General features: G+C 39.8%; 8 protein-coding genes and 2 pseudogenes. 7 read left to right on the top strand and 3 right to left on the bottom strand.

Annotated elements, in window-relative coordinates:
• Nucleotides 1-145: 145 nt before the first annotated feature.
• Entirely contained in the window at nucleotides 146-1,207 is a 1,062-nt protein-coding gene (locus CAL6303_RS20320) for a DMT family transporter (RefSeq protein ID WP_015199713.1), read from the bottom strand.
• A 495-nt stretch (nucleotides 1,208-1,702) separates the two neighbouring features.
• Here CAL6303_RS20320 and CAL6303_RS20325 point away from each other — a divergent pair, with 495 nt between their 5' ends.
• The 6 genes and pseudogenes from CAL6303_RS20325 to CAL6303_RS20350 all read left to right on the top strand — a co-directional run bounded on the left by CAL6303_RS20325 (nucleotide 1,703) and on the right by CAL6303_RS20350 (nucleotide 17,235).
• Nucleotides 1,703-7,093 carry an ATP-binding sensor histidine kinase gene (locus CAL6303_RS20325; protein WP_015199714.1) on the top strand — a complete coding sequence of 1,797 codons (5,391 nt, stop codon included), beginning with the start codon at nucleotides 1,703-1,705 and terminating at the stop codon, nucleotides 7,091-7,093.
• Between the two features lie 146 nt (nucleotides 7,094-7,239).
• A pseudogene (locus CAL6303_RS20330) lies at nucleotides 7,240-8,265 on the top strand (histidine kinase dimerization/phospho-acceptor domain-containing protein); the annotation flags it as partial.
• Nucleotides 8,266-8,400: 135 nt separating this feature from the next.
• Complete coding sequence (locus CAL6303_RS20335) at nucleotides 8,401-9,378, top strand: transposase (RefSeq protein ID WP_083866358.1); 978 nt, start codon at nucleotides 8,401-8,403, stop codon at nucleotides 9,376-9,378.
• 49 nt (nucleotides 9,379-9,427) lie between these two features.
• Nucleotides 9,428-10,279 (top strand): response regulator, encoded by an 852-nt coding sequence (locus CAL6303_RS20340; protein WP_238993839.1) that lies wholly within the window; start codon nucleotides 9,428-9,430, stop codon nucleotides 10,277-10,279.
• Nucleotides 10,280-10,364: 85 nt separating this feature from the next.
• Nucleotides 10,365-11,630, top strand: a complete 1,266-nt coding sequence (locus CAL6303_RS20345; RefSeq protein ID WP_015199715.1) for a hybrid sensor histidine kinase/response regulator — start codon at nucleotides 10,365-10,367, stop codon at nucleotides 11,628-11,630.
• Between the two features lie 223 nt (nucleotides 11,631-11,853).
• Entirely contained in the window at nucleotides 11,854-17,235 is a 5,382-nt protein-coding gene (locus tag CAL6303_RS20350; protein ID WP_015199716.1) for an ATP-binding sensor histidine kinase, read from the top strand.
• A gap of 341 nt (nucleotides 17,236-17,576) precedes the next feature.
• Here the strand turns inward: CAL6303_RS20350 and CAL6303_RS30055 are convergent.
• A pseudogene (locus CAL6303_RS30055) lies at nucleotides 17,577-17,702 on the bottom strand (EamA family transporter); the annotation flags it as partial.
• 253 nt (nucleotides 17,703-17,955) lie between these two features.
• On the opposite strand from CAL6303_RS30055, the gene CAL6303_RS28635 reads away from it, so the two are divergent.
• Complete coding sequence (locus CAL6303_RS28635) at nucleotides 17,956-20,961, top strand: GUN4 domain-containing protein (RefSeq protein ID WP_015199717.1); 3,006 nt, start codon at nucleotides 17,956-17,958, stop codon at nucleotides 20,959-20,961.
• Between the two features lie 104 nt (nucleotides 20,962-21,065).
• On the opposite strand, the gene CAL6303_RS20360 is transcribed toward CAL6303_RS28635, so the two are convergent.
• Complete coding sequence (locus CAL6303_RS20360; RefSeq protein WP_041739810.1) at nucleotides 21,066-21,263, bottom strand: hypothetical protein; 198 nt, start codon at nucleotides 21,261-21,263, stop codon at nucleotides 21,066-21,068.
• Nucleotides 21,264-21,628: the final 365 nt, after the last annotated feature.

Genomic DNA, 21,628 nt, shown 5'->3' on the forward strand with positions numbered 1-21,628 from the left:
ATAACTTCAAGCTGACTAAAATGTTAACTTGGATCTTGACAAAAGTCTTTAAAATCTGACAATAAACTATAAATTAAACTGCGGCAGATACAAATATAGGGTATCTGAGAACTTTGCGACAGATCAGTTTGAGGATTAACCACGCTTAATCCCTGGTGGCTAAACCCTCTTTTAACTTGACTTCTATGGGTTGTTGCTCAAATATTTCTGATTGTGATGTAGATGCAAGTTCTGCGATAGTAACTTTTGTCACTTGTTCGCTTCTACCCAGAGTATCACGTTGATTAATTAGATAAATACTGACCAAGGTTAAAGCAACACCCATCCACTGTATAGGTGTGAGAACTTCACTTAATAATATGTTGCCAAATAGCAGTGCAAATACGGGTGTGAGAAAGGTGAGAGAACTCAAACTGGTGAGACTACCACTAGAGGCAAAGTAGAAGAATAGCGCATAAGCGATCGCGCTACCAAATATAGTGGCATAACTCAAGGCTAACCAATCAGATGTAACTAAGTTTTGCCAACGTTGGGTTTCCGTGACTGCTGAAATTCCCCACAATGGTAAACCACCAATAATCATGTGCCAACCTGTTGCCACCACAGGATCTACGTATTTGGTTACGTATCTAATCATGACTGTTCCTACTGCCATAGATAAAGCAGCAAGCAGCATTAACCATTCACCACTGCTAAACAGGGAATTCAGGTTAAGGGAATTAGGTAAAGAAATCACACCGGAAAACACATTCAAAATCAAATCATCCGGTAAACCAATCAAGCTGATACCCCCAACACCTAATCCCAAACCCAACCATCCCCACAAACCTATATGTTCTTTAAATAGCCACAGTGACATTAGCGCTACAGCTAGAGGTTGGGAGTCAATCATCACAGAACCCAATCCTGCACCTGTACGCATCAAACCTTCTGCCAAAAAACCTTGAAATAAAGTTCCATCCACCAAAGCAAACAACCCAATCCACAACCAAGCTTGCCATCCCTGAGGTTGTTTTCTCCCCATTAATGCTGCAACAGCCAAAATCATGATTCCCGCAGGTACGATTCTCACCCCTGCCATAAATAAAGGTGTAGTGTGGGGAGTCACACCTTTCATTGCCACCATTGCTGTACCCCAAAGAAAAAAGGGTGCAATTAGAAGAATCAGATTCAAGGGAGATTGGGATGTTCGCTGGTTCAGTTCCATGTGATTGGTGACGCTTGGAAGAATATTATTGTATGCACATAGTTAATTTTACCCAATCTGAGGATTTTGTGAAGAAATAATAAGAAACCATGATGAATTGAGGTTAAAGTAATCCCGAAATTTTGGGATTTTCGCAATGTATAAATATCTTGCCATTACGACCCTATTTACAACAGCTTTCATATATTTGAATCCCATCAATGTAGGGGTTTGTCAATACTCATACGTGTCAACTTAAGCTAAAAGCATTGAGATAAGCTAAAAAGCACCCAACTCATATATCAAAGGCAGGCAGGGATGCCTACCCCACAAGAATTGTAATAATTTAGATTATATGATTTAAATACGGAACAGCTTAGAAGGTTTTAACCGATGGCGAGTAGAACAATATCACAAAGTTATCAAATCAAGGTATCAGGTAGAAAGATACTGTTTTAAAATTTAGTTGCATATCTGGGAATACTAAATGTAAAAGTATTTAAAGATGAAGGTAGTATGATTACCACTCAAGTGAGTATTACCGGTTATGAAGTTAGCGAAGAACTTTACAACGGTTCCAGAACCCTGGTTTATCGCGCAGTGCAAGAAACTGACTCATCAGCAGTGGTAATCAAGGTACTAAAAAATCCTTATCCCAGCTTTAGCGAACTCGTACAATTTCGCAATCAGTATACCATCGCTAAAAACCTCAACTATCTCGGAATCATTCAAACCTATAGCCTAGAACCTTACCAAAATGGTTATATGTTGGTGATGGAAGATTTTGGAGGAATTTCCCTCAAAGATTATTTCACCGAACTAGAAACGCAAAATATCGCCTCTCTAGAAGAATTTTTACAAATAGCCATATCTCTATGTAATACCTTAGATATTCTCTGTCGAGAGCGGATTATTCATAAAGATATTAAACCCAGCAATATATTAATTAACCCAGAAACCAAACAAGTTAAATTAATTGACTTTAGTATTGCATCTTTGCTGCCAAGGGAAACTCAAAATCTTGTCAATCCTAATGTATTAGAAGGGACATTAGCTTATATTTCTCCCGAACAAACAGGAAGGATGAATCGGGGGATTGACTACCGCACTGATTTTTACTCTTTGGGTGTCACTTTTTACGAGTTGCTCACCGGACAATTACCGTTTTCATCCATAGAACCAATGGAATTGGTGCATTGTCATATTGCGAAACAGCCGACTTGTGTCTCTGATATCAAATCAGGAATTCCCCAAGTTATCGGTGAGATTATCAGTAAACTGATGGCGAAGAATGCCGAAGATAGATATCAGAGTACATTAGGTTTAAAACATGATTTACAGCAATGTTTAGCTGAAATTAAAGAATCTGGGGAAATTAAGTCTTTTCAAATTGCTCAGAAAGATATTTGTGACAGATTTATTATCCCTGATAAATTATATGGACGAGAAACCGAAGTAGAAAAACTACTCCAAGCATTTGAAAGAGTCAGCGATGGTGCAACAGAAATGATGCTGGTGGCTGGTTTCTCTGGAATTGGTAAAACTGCGGTTGTCAATGAAGTTCATAAGCCGATTGTCAGGCAAAGGGGTTATTTTGTTAAAGGGAAATATGACCAGTTTAATCGCAATATTCCCTTCTCGGCATTTGTGCAAACATTCCGGGATTTAATGGGGCAATTACTGACAGAAAATGATGTTCAAATTCAAGCATGGAAAAACAAAATATTAGAGGCTGTCGGAGACGATGGACAGGTAATTATTGAAGTTATCCCAGAATTAGAACGCATTATTGGTCAGCAACCAGCAACACCGGAATTATCAGGAACGGCGGCACAACATCGGTTTAATTTATTATTCCAGAAATTTGTGCAGGTATTCACAACTAAGGAACATCCATTAGTGATGTTTTTAGATGATTTGCAATGGGCAGATTTGGCATCGTTGAAGTTAATGCAATTGATGATGAGCGAATCAGCCAAAGGCTATTTATTATTAATTGGTGCTTATCGAGATAACGAAGTCTCAGCCGCCCATCCTTTGATGTTAAGTTTAGCAGAAATTATCAAATCTCAAGCCACAATCAATACTATTACCCTTGACCCTCTGAGTAACGATAGTTTAAATCAATTGGTGGCTGATACATTAAGTTGTGCCGCCAAAATTGCTCAAATATTAACTCAATTAGTCTATTATAAAACCAATGGAAATCCATTTTTTAGTACACAGTTTCTGAAGGCACTATATGAAGATGGCTTGATTAAATTTGATGAGAAACAGGGAAATTGGCAGTGTGATACTACGGAAGTTAAGGCGTTAGCCCTGACAGATAATGTAGTAGAGTTTATGGCATTGCAATTGCAAAAATTGCCCCAAGCTACTCAGTCAATTTTAAAGTTAGCGGCTTGCATTCGTAATCAGTTTGATTTAGCAACTTTGGCTATAATTTGCCAAAAATCTGAGATAGAAACATCTACTGATTTGTGGAAAGCTTTGCAGGAAGGATTGATTTTACCTACTAGTGAAATCTACAAGTTTTATATCGGAGAATCAACCAAAAATACATTACAAAATTCGCAGATTGTCAATTATAAATTCTTGCATGATCGCATTCAACAAGCCGCCTATTGCCTGATTTCAGAAGATGAAACCGCCGCAGTACATTTGAGTATTGGGCGGCTACTCCAAAAACACACTCCTAAGGATGAATGGGAGTTGCAACTCTTCCACATTGTCAATCAACTCAATCGCGGTATATCTCTGATTGATGATGCCAAGGAGCGAGAGGAATTAGCGGGTCTCAACAAGCGAGCAGGAGCCAAGGCGCGAATATCCTCCGCATATGATGCAGCCATGAATTATCTTAATATTGGGTTACAGCTGTTATCGCCTCAATGTTGGCAAAACCAGTATGAACTGACCCTAGAACTCCACCAACTAGCCACCGAAGTTGCCTATCTTTCCGGCAACCATGAGCAAATGACAACGCTCCTAACGATCGCCTTACAACAGACGCACCATCGATTAGACCGGGCGAAATTCTACGAAATTCAGATTCTGGCACTGGTGGCGCAAAACGAACCCCGTGCTGCGGTAGATTACGCCTGTAATGTCTTAGCTCAATTCGGTGTTAGTCTACCTCAGAAACCCTCCCAACTACAAACCATGCTGGGATTCTTCGCCACCCTCTATCGGATGTCACGCAAAACCCCCAGGGATTTACTGAAATTACCCACCATGTCCGATCCCGATAAATTAGCCGCTTGCAACCTGTTCAATGCAATGGGATCGGCGGCTACCCTTGGGATGCCGGAGATATTGCCCTTTATCACGTTTCGGGGGATCTCTCTGTACCTGCGGTATGGCAATGTTCCCAAATCATCGATGGCTTATATCATCCATGCTTTTCTGCTCTGTGAGAAACTGGGGCGGATCGACGCTGGGTATGCTTTAGGGAAAGCCGCGATCGCATTATGCCATCAGACCTCTTCTTCTAGGGCGGCATTGGCTCCGACTCTATTTCTCTGGAATCGCTTTATTGCCTATCGCCAGGAATCTTTACGCAGCTTGTTGCCTTTAGTTTTGGAAGCCTATCAGGTGAGCTTGGAAGTGGGAGATTTAGAATATGCAGCCTACAGTCTAGCTGTATATTTTGGACAAGCCTTTCATGCCGGACAAAATCTAGTGGATTTAAAACAGGAGGCGATCGCCAGTCGTCCCGCTATGCAGAGACTTCAAAACTCTGTGATGAATAATCTGCAAGATCTGTCTTGTCAGATTCTAGACAATCTCACCACAGAACCCGATGATGTTTGTCAATTGGTAGGACGTTTTTTTGACGAGACTGTTGTTGAGGATCGGGAAACTCAAGTTTATACGAGTTTAGATAAAATTCTCCTAGCTTTCTGGTTTTATCGCTACGAGCAAGCGATGGCACAAATTGCGATCGTCGAGAAGCTGTTGAGCAATCTTGATGGCACTTTTTTCAAAACTTTTTTCTATTTTTATGATGCCCTAGTTAGGTTGGCACTGTATCCCGATGTGACGAGAGCTAAACAAAAAGCCTATCTAGCCCAAGTCAAGACTACTCACCAGCGTCTTGCGGTGCTAGCAAAATCGGCTCCCATGAATTACCTACATAAACTGTTACTGCTAGAAGCCGAATATCTGCGCGTACTAGGTAAACCCAATCAAGCGATCGCTCTTTACGATCGTGCCATTTCTGAAGCCAAAGTCAACGAATATATCCAAGAAGAAGCTTTAGCCAACGAACTAGCAGCTAAATTCTACCTCAATTGGGGCAAAGAAAAAGTCGCTCAAGCATATATGCAGGAAGCTTACTATTGCTACGCCAAATGGGGCGCAAAAGCCAAAACCGACGACTTAGAAAAACGCTATCCTCAACTACTCAAACCTATCCTCCAACAGCCACAAATTAGCCTTAATCCCTGGGAAACTATTGGTACTATTACCTTACCTCGGACTTCTTCCTCTACTCATACCTATAATACAAGCATTTCCGATGCCCTAGATTTTACTTCCATTCTCAAAGCAGCTCAAGCAATTTCCAGCAGTATTGAGTTAGATGAACTCCTCAGCAGTCTGACTAAAATTATCCTGGAAAATTCTGGAGCGGAAAAATCTGTTCTTATTCTCCCTCAAGAAAATACTTGGCAAGTTCAAGCAATTACCTTGTTGAATCAAGATAAAATACAAACCATTCTTCAATCACAATTACTAGATAGTTGTCAAGATATCCCTAGAAAAATTATCAATTACGTCAAAAATACTCAAGAAACCCTTGTCATTGATAATTCTCAAACCGATATTCCTGGCGTAATTGGGGAGTATATGCTAGAGCATCAACCCAAGAGTATTTTATGTACACCAATTATTAATCAAGGGCATTTAGTTGGGATTTTATATCTAGAAAATAAACTGACAAGCGGCGTATTTACTAATGAACATCTACAAGTTATCAATTTACTTTCCTCCCAAGCTGCCATCTCTCTAGAAAATGCTCGACTTTATCAAAAAGCACAACAAGCATTAGAAGATTTACAACAGGCACAATTACAAATTGTCCAAAGCGAGAAAATGTCTGCTTTGGGTAATTTAGTTGCTGGTGTCGCTCATGAAATGAATAACCCTTTGGGCTTTATTTCCGCCAGTCTCCAACAAGCTAAACCCACATTTAGCGATATTGTTGAACATTTAAATCTCTACCAAGAAAGCACATCTAATCTAGATGAAAAAATAACTAAACATGCAGAAGAGATTGATTTGGATTACAGTTTATCAGATTTGCCCAAGATGCTGGATGCGATGGTTTTAGCCTGCGACAGATTAGAAAATATTAGCACCAGTTTAAGAACATTCTCCCGCGCAGATAAAGATTATAAAGTACCATTTAATATTCACGAAGGCATTGATAGCACAATTTTAATTCTCAAGCATCGCCTGAAAGCTAATGACCAAAGTCCAGCTATTGAAGTAGTTACAGATTATGGTAATTTACTACAGTTAGAATGTTTTCCTGGACAATTAAATCAGGTATTTATGAATATCTTGGCAAATGCTATTGATGCTTTGGATGAGTCGAATATGGGGCGAAATTTTGCAGATATTAAAGATAATCCAAATAAAATTACCATTAAAACATCAATGGCAGATAATCATGTGAAAATCTCAATTACTGATAATGGGAAAGGAATGAGTGAATCAGTTAAACAAAAAATATTTGACAATTTATTTACTACTAAAGGAGTCGGGAAAGGTACGGGTTTAGGGTTGGCGATCGCGCGGCAAATTATTACAGAAACCCACGGTGGTAAATTAAGTTGTAATTCTGTACTGGGTGAGGGTACTGAGTTTGTAATGCAAATACCTATGGATCACATTGAGTTGTAATTCTTTACTGGGTAAGGGTAAAGACTTTGCGATCGCCATCCGTGTATGAGTATTTTTGCCATGCTACTTATTGCAGATTGCACGGGAATACTAAGCAAAAAAGGATAAATTGTTAGAAGTATTAATTATTATAGAGAATTAATCATATGACACAATCTATTTTTCCTCAATTTTCAGAAGCACTTTCAGGCGGAGATATATTACAAAAACAATTATTACAGTTAGTTATGGATAATCTACCAGAATGTATTTTCTGGAAAGATATAAATTCTATTTATCTTGGTTGTAATCGTAAATTTGCAGAAATTGCTGGTGTTGGGACTCCAGATAAAATTGTTGGCAAAACTGATTATGACTTGGCTTGGAAAAAAGAAGAAGCTGATTTTTTTCGGGCTTGCGATCGCCGAGTCATGGATGCTAATAGCGGGGAATTAGGCATCATTGAACCCCAACTTCAAGCTGATGGCAGACAAGCTTGGTTAGAAACAAATAAAGTCCCACTCCATGATGAAAAAGGTCTGGTAATCGGCATTCTCGGTACTTTCCAAGATATTACTGAGCGGAAAGAAGCAGAATTAGCCCTGAAGCAACTCAATGAAGTTTTAGAACAACGGGTTATAGAACGTACTTCTGAACTTCAATATGCGAAAGAAATTGCTGACAATGCTAACAAAGCCAAAAGCGAATTTCTCGCCAATATGAGCCACGAATTACGTACTCCCCTGAATGGTATTTTGGGCTATGCTCAAATTCTCAAACGTAATGAACCCCTCACCCAAAAAGGTCAAAATGGCATCGATATTATCTATGAATGCGGTTCTCACTTATTGAATTTAATTAACGATGTATTGGATCTATCTAAAATCGAAGCTAGAAAATTAGAATTGCATTCCACACCTTTACATTTACCTTCCTTCCTACAAAGTGTTGCTGAAATTAACCGTATCCGTGCCGAAGAAAAAGGAATTACTTTCAATTTCCAAGTTGACTCCAAATTACCTACGGGTGTTTGTGCTGATAAAAAACGTTTGCGTCAGGTATTAATTAATCTATTAGGTAACGCAATTAAATTTACCGATCGCGGTAGTGTGACTTTTAAAGTAGAACCCATCAGCAACAAAATTCGCTTTCACATAGAAGATACTGGGGTGGGTATGACAAAAGAACAAATCTAGGACTTACGCATTGACGGGATGGTAAAATAATGCATTGGAAAACGGTGTCGTCTACTTTCAAGGTATCGGACAATTAGAGAAATCAGCAAACCCTCGACAGCACAATGTAATTTGGAACATTACACCCTGTTCTTGCTATCGGAGCCAAAGCATGGAGGGTGCAGTCGATTGGCAGAAATCTTGGGAGATGTTTCACATGATAGTGTGAATAGGTTTTTGCTGAGAGAAAGATACGAGCCAAAAGATTTATTTGACATAGTAAAAGAGATAATCAATATAGAAGGAGGGATTTTAAGTGTTGATGATACAGTAATAGAAAAGCTGTACAGCAACCCAAAATACGCAGAATTAATTGGATATTTTTGGTCTGGTAAATATCATAAAACGATTAAAGGTTTAAATTTAATAACACTTTATTACAGCGATATTCGAGGCAATTGTGTTCCCATAAATTACAGGATATACGATAAGAAGGAGGGAAAAACCAAAAATGATTATTTCCAAGAGATGCTAATAGAAGTGACTGATTGGGGATTAAAGCCGCGAATAGTCACAGGGGATAGTTGGTACTCAGGAGTAGAAAATCTGAAATTTTTGAGAAACCAGAAATTAGGTTTTTTATTCGGAGTTGAAAAAAATAGAACAGTATCAAATGAGCCTGGAAAGTACTGTCAGGTAAGTACTTTAGAGATTTACGATGAAGGTTTGATAACTCATTTAAGAGAATTTGGATTTGTAAAGTTGTTTAGGAAAGTGTTTAAGAAAGAAGACTCTAGACACTACATATTTTATCAGCCTGATGACGAGAATCAGAAAGAAGTCTTACAACAAATAACTAGAACTGAATTTATCACTATTCATGACACACATTGGGGTATTGAAAGTTTCCATAGAGCAGTAAAACAGCTATGTGGCATTTGTAGGTTTATGGTTAGAGATAGCCACGCAATCAAAACACATATATTCTGCTCACTTCAAGCATTTGTTCGTTTAGAGAAAATGCGTTCTGAAAACATCATTGACAATTGGTATGAAGTACAAAGGAATCTATTCACAAAAGTTATTCGTGAATATGTTTTGGATAACTTGAATGCTAGTTGTGCCGCTTGAATACATAAACTAGCTTTCCTGTCAATGCGTAAGTCCTAAAATCACTAAAATCTTCCTTCCTTTCGAGCAAGTTGGTGATACTAAAAAGCAATCTGAAGGTACGGGATTGGGATTGGCGATTACCCACAAAATTGTTTCTTTGATGGACAGCGAAATCCAGGTTACAAGTATTCTAGGCAAAGGTAGTACCTTTTGTTTGGAACTAGAACTACCGGAAGCAGAAAATTGGGCAGATGCTTCCAGAGTAGTGACAAAAGGTTTAGTCAAAGGTTACAAAGGCTCAAAACGCAAAATTTTGGTCATTGATGACCATTGGGAAAATCGCTCTGTTTTGGTGAATCTTTTAGAACCAATTGGTTTTGAAATCATCGAAGCCAACAACGGACTTGAAGGTATCGAACAGGTTCTGAAAATATCACCAGATTTAATTATTACTGACTTGGTAATGCCCGTGATGGATGGGTTTGAGTTTTTACAGAAATTGCGGTCGCATCCCCAATTGCATAATCAAATTGTGCTGATTTCCTCCGCCAGCGTGTTTGAGAGCGATCGTTACAAAAGTTTAGATGCTGGGGGGAATGATTTCTTACCCAAACCCGTACAATCGGAAAATTTACTGTCACTTCTGGAGAAATATCTGGAATTAGATTGGATTTATGACAGTAATCGCACTAATAACCAGGATATTGAAGTTATAAATGGTGAGATACAACCACCTGAAACTACAATCTTAGAGCAGCTATTTGAGTTAGCTCAAGACGGAGAAATCGATGGTATTATTGAAGTCGCCCAGCAACTTCAAGATGACAGTAAATCTATTTTCGCCCAAGAAATTATCAGTTTTGCTGAGGCTTGTGAACTCCATAAACTGCGGGCATTTATTCAACAATACCTTCCTTAAAAATAAGCATTACCCTGTGATTGAGATGAACATTTACCGTCAGCTAATACCTAATTGAAACTCAGAACTTTGAACCCTTAAATCCATGCCATATCCAGCCCAACCGTTTATCTTAATTGTTGATGACAACGCCACTAACTTATCTGTCTTGTCCCAAGTATTGAAAGCTGCTGGCTATAAAGTCCGCATGGCTGTTGATGGGGAAGATGCTCTTGCTCAGGTAGAACGCAATCATCCAGAACTAATTTTACTAGATGTGGATATGCCAAAAATGGATGGATTTGAAACCTGTCTTCATCTCCAAAAAAACCCTATAACTCAAGGAATTCCTATCATTTTCATGACAGCTTTAGCTGATACGGAACACAAAGTTAAAGGCTTATCATTAGGTGCAGTGGATTACATTACCAAACCCTTCGCCGAAGCAGAAGTGTTAGCTCGTGTCAAGGTTCACTGGGGATTGAAGCGCCTAATGGAGTTCCTAGAACAGCAGGTAGTAGAACAGATCAAGAAATTGCAACAAGCACAATTAACAATTGTGCAAAGTGAGAAAATGTCTGCACTTGGTAATTTAGTTGCTGGTGTTGCTCATGAAATGAACAATCCCCTTGGTTTTATTTCTGCGAGTCTCAAACAAGCAAAACCCACATTTACTGATATTGTTGAACATTTAAAACTCTACCAAAAAAGGACATCCAATTCAGATGAAGAAATTAGCAAACACGCAGAATCAATCGATTTAGATTACAGTTTAGAAGATTTTCCCAAGATGCTGGATGCGATGGTTTTAGCTTGCGACAGATTAGAAAATATTAGCACCAGTTTAAGAACATTCTCCCGCGCAGATAAAGAGTATAAAGTGCCATTTAATATTCACGAAGGCATTGATAGCACAATTTTAATTCTCAAGCATCGCCTGAAAGCTAATGACCAACGTCCAGCTATTGAAATAGTTACAGATTATGGTAATTTACCACAGTTAGAATGTTTTTCTGGACAATTAAATCAGGTATTCATGAATATCTTGGCAAATGCTATTGATGCTTTGGATGAGTCGAATACAGGGCGAAATTTTGCAGATATTAAAGATAATCCAAATAAAATTACCATTAAAACATCAATGGCAGATAATCATGTGAAAATCTCAATTGCTGATAATGGAAAAGGAATGATAGAAGAAGTCAAACAAAAAATATTTGACCATTTATTTACTACCAAAGGAGTCGGTAAAGGTACGGGATTGGGACTTGCGATCGCACGTCAGATTGTGATGGAAAAACATGGTGGAAATATCGAAGTCAATTCCACAGTAGGGAAAGGTACGGAATTTATCATCAAAATCCCTGTTTAAGTCTTAACATCCCAGCTAAAAAACTGATAGCGATCGCTATGATGGAAAGATAAGGGTAAAAGTCAGTTTACTGTTCAGTTATTTATTTATTTATCAAGCGGGCAAAACCGGGTTTCTCTCGAAGATGAAAGGTTGTGATTGACCGTGCGATCGCCCAAATTTTTGGGAACACTATTAGGGTAGTCCCACAAGATTAGGGCTAGACGCTGCCCATCCCCAACCGATGAAATCTTTAAACAATAGCTCCCCCGACTTACTACCGGAAATTCCTGGCTATAGCATTGTTGAGCAATTATACCTGGGTTCTAGAACCGCAGTGTATCGTGCGGTGCAAACAGCGACTCAGCGTCCGGTGGTGATTAAGGTGCTGCAACGAGACTATCCTAGCTTTGGGGAATTGGTGCAGTTTCGCAATCAATATGCTGTTACAAAAAATCTTCCTATTTCTGGTATTGTTCAACCTTTGAGCCTGGAACCTGTGGGGAATGGCTACGGGCTGGTGATGGAAGATTGCGGCGGTGTGGCATTAAGTAAATATATTCAGCAGCAATCGCTGGTTTTGACAGAGGTGTTGGCGATCGCCCTTCAAATCGCTGATATTCTCGACGATCTGATCCAGCATCGGGTGGTGCATAAGGACATCAAACCCGCCAATATTCTGATTCAACCTGAATCGAAGCAAGTCAAACTGATCGACTTTAGCATTGCCTCTTTGCTGCCCAAGGAAACCCAGGAAATCCAAAGCCCCAACGTCTTGGAAGGAACCCTGGCATATTTAGCACCAGAACAAACCGGGCGGATGAATCGCGGTATCGATTATCGGGCTGATTTCTATGCTTTAGGCGTAACTCTCTATCAACTGTTGACAGGAACATTGCCGTTTACTTCGGATGATCCATTAGAGCTAATGCACTGTCACATTGCTAAAACTCCGGTTGCTGTGGAGCAGGTAAATCCTGATGTGCCTGGGATGATGGCAGCGATCGTCACGAAACTGATGGCAAAAAATGCCGAAGATCGGTATCAAAGTGCCTTGGGACTCAAACATGATTTACAGCGGTGTTTAACCGACTGGAAAGAAACCGGTGAGATTGCAGCATTTGAATTGGGACAACGCGATTTGAGCGATCGCTTCCTCATCCCCGAAAAACTCTATGGACGGCAAGCAGAAGTTAACACCCTATTACAAGCATTCGATCGGGTTGCGGATGGCGCATCGGAATTGATGCTGGTGGCAGGATTTTCAGGCATTGGTAAAACAGCAGTAGTTAATGAAGTCCATAAGCCGATCGTGCGGCAACGCGGCTACTTCATCAAGGGCAAATTTGACCAGTTCAATCGCAACATTCCCCTCTCTGCCTTTGTGCAGGCTCTTCGGGATTTGATGGGACAATTGCTCTCTGAATCTGACGCGCAACTGGCGCAGTGGCAAGCCAAAATCTTGGCTGCTGTGGGCGAGAATGGGCAAGTGCTGATAGACGTGATTCCTGAACTGGAGCAGATAATCGGCAAACAACCACCTGCTCCCGAACTATCCGGTAGTGCTGCTCAAAATCGGTTTAACTTATTATTTCAGAAGTTTATTGAAGTTTTTACGACCGCCGAGCATCCTCTGGTGGTGTTTTTGGATGATTTGCAGTGGGCAGATTCGGCTTCACTTCAGTTGATCAAACTGTTGATGAAGGATAATGGCTATTTACTGATGTTGGGAGCCTATCGAGACAATGAAGTTTCACCCATCCACCCATTTATTCTGACCGTAGAAGAAATCAAAAAAGCGAACGCGATTGTTAACACCATTACCCTGACACCGTTAGATTTGGCGGATACCAATCATCTGGTTGCGGATACATTGAATTGTTCGAGGGAACTGGCACAACCTTTGACAGAGTTAATTAATCGCAAAACTCAAGGTAATCCCTTTTTTACTACCCAGTTTCTCAAAGCGTTGTATGAAGAAAACTGCATCACGTTCGATCGTGATCGCCGCTATTGGGAATGTGATATTGCCCAAGTAAATGCACTAGCACTCACGGATGATGTTGTTGAGTTTATGGCAGTGCAATTGCAGAAATTGCCGTTGGAAACACAACAGGTGCTGAAGTTAGCGGCTTGTGTGGGCAACCAATTTGATTTGGCAACCTTGGCGATCGTTTTAGAACAATCACCCACTGAGGCAGCCACAGATCTCTGGAAAGCATTGCAGGAATGCTTGATTTTACCTACTAGCCAAATCTATAAGTTCTTTCAAAATACAGAGTCGGGTGATCCGCAGAGTGTCGTGAATCCGACCTATCGATTTTTACACGATCGCGTCCAACAAGCTGCTTATTCTCTGATTCCTGAAGATCAACAACAATCAACTCATTTAGCAATTGCTTACTTGCTGCGACAAAACACGCCAGATGAAGAACTAGAAGCCAATATTTTTGAGATTGTCAACCACTGGAATCGGGCGATCGCCCTTCTGGTCGATCCACTGGAAAAAACTAATCTCGCCCAACTCAATTTAATTGCTGGGAACAAAGCCAAAGCAGCGAATGCCTACGAACTAGCTCTGACGTATTGCAGGACAGGTATAGCTCTGCTAGATGATCTGGGTGACTGGCAGAACCAAACCAGCCTGATGCTGGCATTGCATGAAGGCGCAGCATCAGCAGCTTCTCTTCACGGTGATTTTGCTCAAATGGAGCAGTGGGTGAGCGCGATCTTAGCTCAAAAACTGGAGCCTCTCCACCTGGTTAAAACCTATGACATCCAGATTCAAGCCCATAGCAATCAGAGTCAGTTTGCGGAGGCGATCGCAATCGGACAGAAAGCCCTAGAGCAATTTAATATTCATCTACCAAAACAACCCGCACCAGCAGATATCGTCCCAGCCCTGCAAGATATTGCAGCACTGCTCAATGGCAGAACTGCCCGTGATTTACTCGAACTGCCCGTGATGACAGACGCGGTATCTTTGGCAAGTATGCAGTTACTGTCGAGTATTAGCGGAGCCTCTTACGTTTCTGCCCCCCTAGTGTTTCCCTTTGTCATTTTGGCTCAAGTGAAACTATCGATTCAAGTCGGCAATACAGCCCTCTCTGCCTTTAGCTACACTGGCTATGGTCTTTTATTAAGCGGTGTTTTGGAAGACTTGGACGCAGCCTATGAATTTGGTCAGCTAGGGCTAGAACTTGCAGAAAAATTCAAAGTGCAAACTGTTCAGATGAAGGTGAATTTCGCCGTCGGAAACTTTATTATTCACTGTAAATCCCACTTCCAAAACAGTCTACCTCTGTTCACAGAAGCATTTAAAATTGGACTAGAAGTGGGTGATTTTGAATATACAGGCTACAGTGCTGGCGATCTTTGTGCATTTCCCTATGCGGTTGGCAAAGAATTAACGGCACTGCTGGCAGAAATAGACATTTATCTCGCCACACTCTTGAAGCTAAAAATCGTCTCAAGCTCAAACCATACTTATACTATTTTTCAGACAATTCAGCGATTACAAGCGACTCGGAATGAGGCTGTGCTGACTGCCCAAAAGGAATTACATCACACCTTAACCATTGCTAATGATTTAACCGGATTACATTGGTATTGGGTTTATCGGCTCACAGCTTCCTATTTGCTTAACGAAATGGCTGAGGCAAAACAAGATGCGGCGGCAGCACGCCAAACCTTAGCAGCCGGGGCAGGTATGATTAGCACACCCATTTTTTACTTCTACGATTCTCTGACGGCATTGGCTGACCTTGCGGAAGTGACAGACAAAATGGCAGTCCTCGATCGCGTGTCTGAAAACCAGGCTAAACTGCACCATCGCGCTCACCACGCACCAATGAACTTTCAACATAAATATGATTTGGTGGAGGCAGAACGATATCGCGTTTTGGACAATAAAATTGAGGCAATAGAAATGTACGATCGCGCCATTTCTGGAGCTAAGGAAAATGGTTTTATCCAAGAAGAAGCTTTAGCCAACGAACTCGCAGCTAAATTCTACCTCAACTGGGGCAAAGAGAAAATTGCCCTAAGCTACATGCAAGATGCCTACTACAGTTACGCACGCTGGGGTGCCAAAGCCAAATTAGAGGATTTAGAGCAGCGCTATCCCCAACTGCTTGCGCCGATTTTACAACAGCAACAAATGGCTTTGTCAGCCAATGAAACAGTGTTTTCGACAATATCTTTAGCCCCATCGCAAACTTCCGCCACACAATCCTCCACCTCCGGCAGCACCAGTATATCTGCCGCTCTCGACCTAGCAACGGTGCTAAAAGCTTCCCAAACCCTATCTGGCGAAATTCAACTTGACAAACTCTTGGCAACCTTGCTGCATACGGTGCTAGAAAATGCTGGAGCAGACAAAGCTGCCTTACTGATGCCCCGTGACCATCAGTGGTTTGTGGAAGCGGTTGCTACAATTGATTGTCCGGCGCAGGTAGAATCCATCGCCCTGTCAAGTAGTTCATCCGTTCCCCAATCCTTGATTAACACCGTTAAACGCAGCCGAGAACCGGTGGTGGTGGTCGATGCCTTGATCCATCCTACCCTAGCGGTGGATGCCTATGTTGTGCAACAGCAACCGAAGAGTGTGCTGTGTACCCCGATTCTCAACCAGGGTAAACTCGTAGCGATTTTGTATTTGGAGAATCGCGTTACCGTTGGCGCATTTACCCGCGATCGCGTCCAACTACTCAATTTTCTCTGTACCCAAGCTGCAATTTCTCTGGAAAATGCCCGCCTCTATCAACAAGTTCAGAACTACGCACAACAACTTGAACAATCCCAACTGCAAATTGTCCAAAGCGAAAAAATGTCGGCTTTGGGCAATTTAGTAGCTGGTGTTGCCCACGAAATGAATAATCCTTTGGGCTTTATCTCTGCCAGTCTCAGACAAGCAAAACCCATATTTGCTGATATTACTGAACATCTAAAACTATATCAAGAGACTTTCCCCGAATCCAGTGATAATATTCTGGAACACGCAGAGGAAATTGACTTAGATTATAGTTTAGAAGATTTACCCAAAATAATTGATGGAATGGTGATGGCGTGCGACAGGTTGAAAAATATTAGCACCAGCTTAAGAACTTTTTCCCGTGCTGATACAGATTACAAAGTGTCTTTTAATATTCATGAAGGTATTGACAGTACAATTTTAATTCTCAAACATCGTCTCAAAGCTAACGAACAACGCCCATCTATTGAAGTAATTACAGAATATGGTAACTTACCCCAAATTCAATGTTTCCCAGGACAATTAAACCAAGTGTTCATGAATATTCTGGCAAATGCCATTGATGCTCTAGATGAATCAAATACTGGGCGAAGTTTCGCAGAAATTCAAGCTAATCCAAATAAAATTACCATTAAAACATCAATAGAAGATAAACAAGTTAAAATCTCAATTGCTGATAATGGTAAAGGGATGAGTGAATCAGTTAAACAAAAAATATTTGACAATTTATTTACTACCAAAGAAGTCGGTAAAGGTACGGGTTTAGGGTTGGCGATCGCTCGTCAGATTGTGATGGAAAAACATGGTGGAACTATCGAAGTCAATTCCACAGTAGGGAAAGGTACGGAATTTATCATCAAAATTCCTGTTTAAGTCTCAACATCCCAGCTAAAAAACTGATAGCGATCGCTATGATGGAAAGATAAGGGTAAAAGTCAGTTTACTGTTCAGTTATTTATTTACCAAGCGGGCAAAACCGGGTTTCTCTCGAAGATGAAAAGTTGTGATTTACTGAATTTTTTTTCAATGGGTGAGCTAGGTTTTAGTAGTACAAACGTATGAGTTGCCGATATACAACTTACTGAATTTATAAAAGTTATCAATATACAAAAATCACAATACAAACTTATTACATTTACAGCTACTCAAGGATGAGAGCGTGATTTATAGTTAACCGATGTGTCTCATCCAACAAAGTAAAATTATGAGACTGAGGTTTCTGTAGCTGCTGAAATTCCCCACAATGGTAAACCACCAATAATCATGTGCCAGCCTGTCGCCACCACAGGATCTACGTATTTGGTTACGTATCTAATCATGACTGTTCCCACTGCCTTGGATGTTCGCTCGTTCAGTTCCATGTAATTGGTGACGCTTGGTTGGATGTTATATGCACATAGTTAATTTTACCTAATTGTTGAATTTTGTGAAGAAACAATAAGGAGGCATGTTGAACTGAGGTTAATGGAAGCAAACTACGGGATGACAAAACTCCATTTTTTCTGATGGATGAGGTTTAGCCATAAATTTTCCCGCCTCGCGCTAGAGTAAATGTAACCACTGTTACTACTGTATATTTACGGGAAAATATCTATGTCGGGATTAACTAAAAACTTACTTCTGTCATTACTGCTAATTTCCAGCAATGGTGGACTAGGTTGGTTAATTAATCAATTACCAACTAAATCAGAATTAAAGTTATCCGACTCAACAATTTTGGGTTTAACAATTGGCTGTATATTTTTTCAAGTAATTCTGACTTTTATATCAAGTGATTCCCAACAGCAAAGTTCTACATCTACTGCTACATCTAATCAATCAACATCAAATAATTGGATAGGTGGATTTTTGCCTCTACTGGGAGGAGGTATACTAAGTATTTTTCTGTACCTCAAATTAGTTCCAACAGAATTTAGTTTAATAACTTCTTATGCATCATTGATAATGTTTGCTTTGGGAGCTATATTACCACCAGTGTTAATTTTACCGGAAAAGTGGCGTAAGTGGTTATTGTGGCTGATTCCAGGTTTCGGGATATTTTTGACAGTTCATCTAATATTGAAACAGCAACAATTTCCAGCAGTTGTATCATTAATTTTGACTGGGATTATTACAGTCATACTTGCTGCTAAAGATTTTTTTAAAATATTCATAACCGAACTTTCGGTAGTTTGGGAGGAATATCAGCGGCAAGGTGCTGTTAGTGCAGCGACTTGGATAAAAGATAAGTTTGAAGACGTTATTTCACCGTTTCAGCGTGACTATTACAAAGCTTTAGAATATAAATGTCGAGATTTTGAAACTCAAGGATTAGATAATGAGTGGACTTTGGAATTAAAAAATGTCTTTGTTCAGTTGAAAATATCGGCAAATAGCGCTAATAATGCTAGGCAAGACATAATACCTCAAAGTCTCAACCAAAATAGCGAAAAATCTATCTGGGATTTTTTAGCAGCTAATAAAAGTGGAGAAAACCAATTTAAGAAAATTGTAATTTTAGGTAGACCTGGTTCTGGTAAAACTACACTTTTGAGGCATTTGACATTAATTTATGCAACTAAACAAGAAACTAAGATCAATCCTCGACCGCCACAATTAATTCCTATCTTATTTTATCTGCGCGAAATTAGAGACGAAATTGCTAATCATCATCCATCTTTAGAAGATTTGATTAAACAGCATCTTGAAAAACTAAAAATAAATAATAAACCACTAAAAACACCCATTTATTGGTTACAGAAAAACTTATATAAAAATAGATTTTTAATTCTACTAGATGGGTTAGATGAAGTTGCAGATAAAAATCAGCGTCAGCAAGTCAGAACTTGGGTAGATAGGCAAATGGAAGCTTACCCCGACACCATATTTATTCTCACATCTCGTCCTAATGGCTATCGAGAATTACAGCGACAGGTTTCAGTTAATGAACTAGAAGTACAACCATTTAATCGCGGACAAATCGAAGAATTTTTGCATAGTTGGTATTTGCAAACGGAGATAAAAAGCCGTGCAGGACAAAGTGATGAAGGTGTAAAGCAAGCTGCAAAAGAACAAGCAAATAAGTTAATTAATCGCATTCAAGATTCACAAAATAGTCGCGCTATTGCGGCAATGGCTGTAAATCCTCTGTTGCTAACAATGATTGCCACAGTTCACCGTCGGGGAAATGTTTTACCGGGTAAAAGGGTTGAGCTTTATAAAGAAATTTGTCAAATTTTATTGGAAAAACGTCAACGTGCAAAAAATATACCGGATGCATTAACAGCTTCGCAGAAACAATCTTTTTTGCAAGAATTAGCACTTAAGTTAATGCAAAAAGAAGTGCGTGAATTTAATTTAGCTGAAGGTGTTGGTTATATTCAGCAACAATTGACTACATTACCGCAGCACTTTGCCAATGCTGAAGCTTTTATCAGACATATTCGGGATGATTGTGGGTTATTGGTAGAAAAAGAAAATGATATTTATGAATTTGCTCACTTGAGTTTTCAGGAATATTTAGCTGCGGTTGAGATTAAGGAGTCAAATCAAGAAGATATTTTAATTAGGAATATCAATAATTCCTGGTGGGCTGAAACTATTCGTCTTTATGCAACAGTAAATGATGCAACCAATTTGATTCGGGCTGTGATTAATATGCCTGTTCCTTCGATAAATGCATTTTTGGTAGTGGCAGATTATGAAGAGGAAGGTTGGCGAATTGATAATCAAGTAAGGCAGCAAATTAGTGAAAAACTTGATGCGGGATTGGAATCTGATGATTCGGAGATATTTAAGTTAGCTGCTGGGGTTAAGTTAGCAAAAAGATTAAATAATTTGGTGCGGGTTGATGAGAATGCTGAAGTTGATAATAGCTGTGTTACCTGTGCAGAATATAAATTATTTTTGTTAGAAAATGGACATAACCCACAGCAAAATTTGCTAACTCAAAGCTTTGTGAAAGGAACAGCAAAAAATATAGTTGATGACATCACTCTAGAAGATGCGAATCGGTTTTGTGTATGGTTAAGCTTAAAAGATACAAGTAATCAACTTGATAAATTGGCTACGTGGTACAGATTACCAACACTAAAAGAACGAAAGCAATACAATATACCAGAAGAAAATAAAACTAAAATTCGTTTGGTGAGGTGCAAATTACCTTTAAAATATAGTCAGCTTGCAAAATATTTAATGCGGGGTGAGTGGAGAGAAGCTGATGAAGAAACTTTTAAAGTCATGTTGCAAGTTGCGGGAAGAGAAAATCAAGGGTATTTAGATATAGAAGCTATAGATAATTTCCCTTGCGAGGACTTGCGGATTATTGATACACTTTGGGTATCTGCTAGCAACGGTCATTTTGGCTTTAGTGTCCAAAAAGAAATTTACCAAAGTTTAGGTGGTAAACGAGAATATAATGAAAAAGTATGGAATGCTTTCTGCGATCGCGTGGGCTGGAAGATAGGAGGTTCTTGGTTGCGTTACGATGATTATACCTTTAACCTAAATGCCCCTAAAAGAGATACCTTTTTGCCCCTGCCCCTATGTGATAATGCCCCTGCTCCTGTTGGGAAATTATTTTCTTCTCTCGCGCAGAAACTTGTGAACTGTAACATATAAGCGCTTCAGCTTTTTATCAAGATTTGTAAAATAGAATATTTCTACGGAAACATAAGCCTTTCGGAAATTCGATACCTGGCACTTGGCACTATGCGCGAGGCAGCTTAATCGTTAAATAACTGCATAGCGATTTTTGCGTCATAGCAGTTTGCCGTCGCAAATTTCTCCGCTACCGCTTCAATTTCTGGGTTGTCAGCTTCCCAAGTTGCCCAAGGTAACTTTGTTTGCCCTGGTGATGTTTTCTTCTTTTTGCTTTTTATGACTTTGGTTTCTGAAATCTCCAAGAAATCTGGTTTTTCCATCACTCAGTATAACTATTGCGAATTTAACGATGAAAACCGGGTTTCTCTCGAAGATGAGAAGTCGTGATAAACCTGGTTTTTCTTGAAAGTGGCTAACTGATGGCATACCGCATCCATCTGCGTTCAAGATAAAGGCTGCTGCGGGTTGATTTGTTTGCACAGGAAACCAGGTTGCTTTGGGTTTTAGTGTTCAGTTGTTTGTTTCCCAAGCTGGTGAAACCTGGTTTCGGAAATCTCCAAGAAACCGGGATCATTAGTACAGATGTATGAAGTCACTTATATGTAACTTACTGAATTTATAAAAATTATCAACATACAAATATCACAATACAAACTTATTACATCAACAGCTAGTCAAGGATTAC

The sequence above is a fragment of the Calothrix sp. PCC 6303 genome (assembly GCF_000317435.1).
Taxonomy (GTDB): Bacteria; Cyanobacteriota; Cyanobacteriia; order Cyanobacteriales; family Nostocaceae; genus PCC-6303.